Below are 3581 nucleotides of genomic sequence, written 5' to 3'. Positions count from 1 at the left end.
AACGTAAGGTATTGAACTATTGGAGCAGGTTTGTTCAATAAGAAATCACAAAAGGAAGAGCATTTACTATAAAAAAAGATTTGACGTATTAATGTCTAATAAAAAAGTAATGCAAAAAATTGAGATGATGCACATTAGTATTATTACACGACAAAAATAAAAATATATGGAGGTTAGTAATGTTATTTATGATATTTGGGGTTATTGCAATAGTAGCAACTTTTATAAATCTTTATATGTGTAAAGTAGGAAAGGATTATAAGCTTGCTATGGCGATGGGATTATCATTTACAGCATTAACACTTTGTGCAGAATACAGTCTTGTATCGGTGTGGGTAGAAGTGGAAGATTGGGCAGCTTTAATGGATGTAGTACCTGGTATGGAAAGGGCATTATGGTTTTTGACAATTGTTTCTATCTTACTAAATATAGCACCTATACTTTTAGAACGAAAAGGTAAGAAATAATGACTTATTGTCACATCATTTATATAATATGCAATTAATGTGTAAGTCTTTATGTATAACTAACGGGTAGCGATAGCTTAACAAAGCTGTCGCTTCTTCTACTATTGAAGCAGTTTACTTGAACAAGGCTATACAAAAAATTCTTACTTTTACGCTCAGTTATTAACATAATGAGCTATCATTAAGAGAAAAAAGGAGAGGGAAAATGGAGAATATAAATCAATTAAAACAAGCTATTTCAAAACTTGATGAACGTGAGGCAAAGGCTCTTCTAAATTTAATATTTATACGTGCTGAACAATATGAAGAAGATGGAATGATTAGAATTCTACAATCAATGAAGAAATCATTGATTAAAGTTTCGAGTAATGAAGAGAAAATAGAACATCGACAAACGGTACATATTGTATTTGGAGATTCGCCCGCAGGTAGCTTAAAATTTGCATTTCGCAATACTCCATACGCAAAAACAGAAGAAATCATTGTATTGCCTCATATTTTATCAGTTGGTCCAATAGAATTACTACATACAAAAAAGGGGATAGAAAATCGTTTTCAATGGTTTAAGGAACACTATCGCGATGACTTCAATGATCTTGAAGAATATAAACAGGGTTTGTTAAAGGCAATAGAGAAAATAAAAGGAATAACACCTTATCAACAGATAATTATTTGGACATGTGAGAACGCCGCTGAGCAAATAGGACTGCGTATTGTCCTTTATTTATTACAGAATAAAGTAAATGAAGTGTTCGAACTCAACACATTTAAAGCATTTCATGAGCTCTATACATACCCTATGCTAGAAGAGGAACAGTATCCTCGTACATCTGGAGAACTAGCTCCAGAAAAACTGCTTCAATTTTATGAGCAATTTGAGCTTAGACCGATGAATTGTGCAAAACGTCATGCTCTTCTTGACGAAGGGCGTAATTTACTGTTGAGTGAAAGTCTTTTGAGAACTTGGGAGAATGAAGAGCTTTGGCATTCAGATGTCGAACGAGATGATGATTCTATAATTCAATGTGCAAAGAAATTACATAAAGAACAAGGTAAGCATGATTATATGAAAGCGGCACGTTTGATTGGTGAAGTTATTGGTCATATGCAGCAATACACTGGAGATCAATGGATAGACTATCGACTCCGTGATTTAATTGCAAAAGAAATATTTGCATATCGAGGGGATTTAAGTGCAATGCGACTATATGAAGTGAAATTGAAAGAAGAGTTACTCCACTAAACTTTGTGAAGGATTGTACTTAAATTAACGGGTGGATAACTAAAAAAGGAGGGGAATCTGGAATGGAATTCAAATTTGGTAACGGTGCTATTGTTCTACCTCCATTACACATTACAATAATCGCAATAATAATTATTTTCTTTTTGTTAAGGTGGAGCAGGCAATTAGAAACACGACGGTTTACAGTATTCTTTTATTTTCTAATTAGCACATATATTGCTCCAATTTATTCCCAAAGTACAAAAGAAGGTGTCTTTCAGTTATGGATACCCTTGGGATTTATAGTAATTTTCTTTTACTTGTTTCGTAGCAAAAGAAACCATCCTTCTAAAATGAAAGCAAGTATTTTAGGACTTTGCATAGCATTATATCGGTTAATTCTTCAATATGTTGGGTAGACGTTGTGAAGAAAACTACTTAGACTATCGGGTGCAATCCTTGGGTAAGGGGGGATGAAATTGGATAGAAAGTTAACCGGATATATTGTAAGTTCTTTCGGATTAGGTATTCTAACAAGTGCAATGATTTACCCTAGGTTAATTGAATAATTCCCTTCATTATTTTTACAATTTTGTATATGCTTGATTTATTGATTAATCTCGTTTACAGGAAAAGGGGGAAGAATACATGTCGATTTACCATAAGGTAATTGGAGAAGGATATCCTATCGTTATGTTGCATGGTTGGACACTTGACCATCAAGTAATGTTACATGCAATGGAACCGTTATTTGAGAAACGAAGCGGATGGAAAAGAATATACATAGATATGCCAGGAATGGGGCAATCCGAGCCACAACCATCTATTCATAACTCTGATGATATGTTAGAAGCAATATTACATCTTTTAGACCAACTTATCCCTGGTGAACCGTTTATTATTTGTGGTAATTCATATGGAGGGTACATTGCGAGAGGTATGGCCAGTTTACGACAGAATACAGTTCGTGGATTACTACTGATTGCGCCAATGACAATACCTGAATTCAATAACAGAGTAGTACCACAGCAGACCATTATAAAAAGAGATAGCAACTTGATATCTCTTTTGTCTCCAGAGGATGCTGAGGAATTTTGCTCAATGGGGGTAGTGCAAGGTCAAACTGAATGGGAGAGGTTTAGAAATGAAATTTTACTTCCTTCTAAACAAACAAATGAAGAATTCCTGAACTACATCCGTCAAAACGGATATGGCTTTACTTTCGATATTTCGTCTAAACTGGAATATCCCACGCTAATTATAACAGGTCACCAAGACCATATAGTCGGATATCACGATGTCTGGCGACTTATTGAGGATTATCCGAGGGCAACTTTTTCAGTTCTTGATATGGCTGGTCACAACCTACAAATCGAACAAACCGATGTATTTAATGCATTAGTTCATAACTGGTTAAACAGACTTGAATCGGAAAATTTTCGACTTGTGTAACTTGTTATAATATTGAGTTCCTTGTTGCACTAACGGGTGCAAGAGTTAAACAAGGTGTTGCAGCGGCAGCATCTTTATTCTTGTTGTGCTAACGAGCAGGTTAGTTCAACAAGAACAATCTAAAATTGGAACTTATAGGCATTTAAATCGTACTAACTTTAAGGGAATAATTAGGGAGGGATTTTATGGTTTTCATTATATTGTTGTACGGAATTATAGTGGGAGTTTTTATTTCAAAGAGAACACTGAAAATGTCTCAAGCAGTAATACCAATGATAGCATTCACAATTCTTTCAAGTGTTGCTTTAGGTCAAAATTACACAACAAGTATAATTTCTGAAGTGAATGATGGTATAGGGATCTCCAATTTTTTAGCTGCATTTTTGTTGCCAGAAGATGGTTGGACAATAGAAATGTTTTCATCAAAATTCGAATTATAT

At 34.4% G+C, this 3581-nt stretch carries 4 protein-coding genes; all 4 read left to right on the top strand.

Annotated features, from left to right (window positions below; translation table 11 throughout):
- Positions 1-179: 179 nt before the first annotated feature.
- Positions 180-467, top strand: coding sequence for a hypothetical protein (locus V7122_RS24315; RefSeq protein ID WP_335529722.1), 288 nt, complete (start codon positions 180-182; stop codon positions 465-467).
- 205 nt (positions 468-672) lie between these two features.
- Positions 673-1710, top strand: coding sequence for a DUF1835 domain-containing protein (locus V7122_RS24310; protein ID WP_335529719.1), 1038 nt, complete (start codon positions 673-675; stop codon positions 1708-1710).
- A 627-nt stretch (positions 1711-2337) separates the two neighbouring features.
- Positions 2338-3141: an alpha/beta fold hydrolase gene (locus V7122_RS24305; protein ID WP_335529716.1), complete on the top strand. Its 804-nt coding sequence runs from the start codon at positions 2338-2340 to the stop codon at positions 3139-3141.
- A 185-nt stretch (positions 3142-3326) separates the two neighbouring features.
- The coding region (locus V7122_RS24300; RefSeq protein ID WP_335529715.1) for a hypothetical protein at positions 3327-3581 on the top strand (255 nt) is incomplete at its 3' end.

Source organism: Bacillus sp. JJ1532 (genome assembly GCF_036965085.1).
In the GTDB taxonomy this organism is placed as follows: Bacteria; Bacillota; Bacilli; order Bacillales; family Cytobacillaceae; genus Cytobacillus.
Note: the sequence above shows the minus strand (reverse complement) of the source record. Positions and strands in the feature narration are given on the sequence as shown.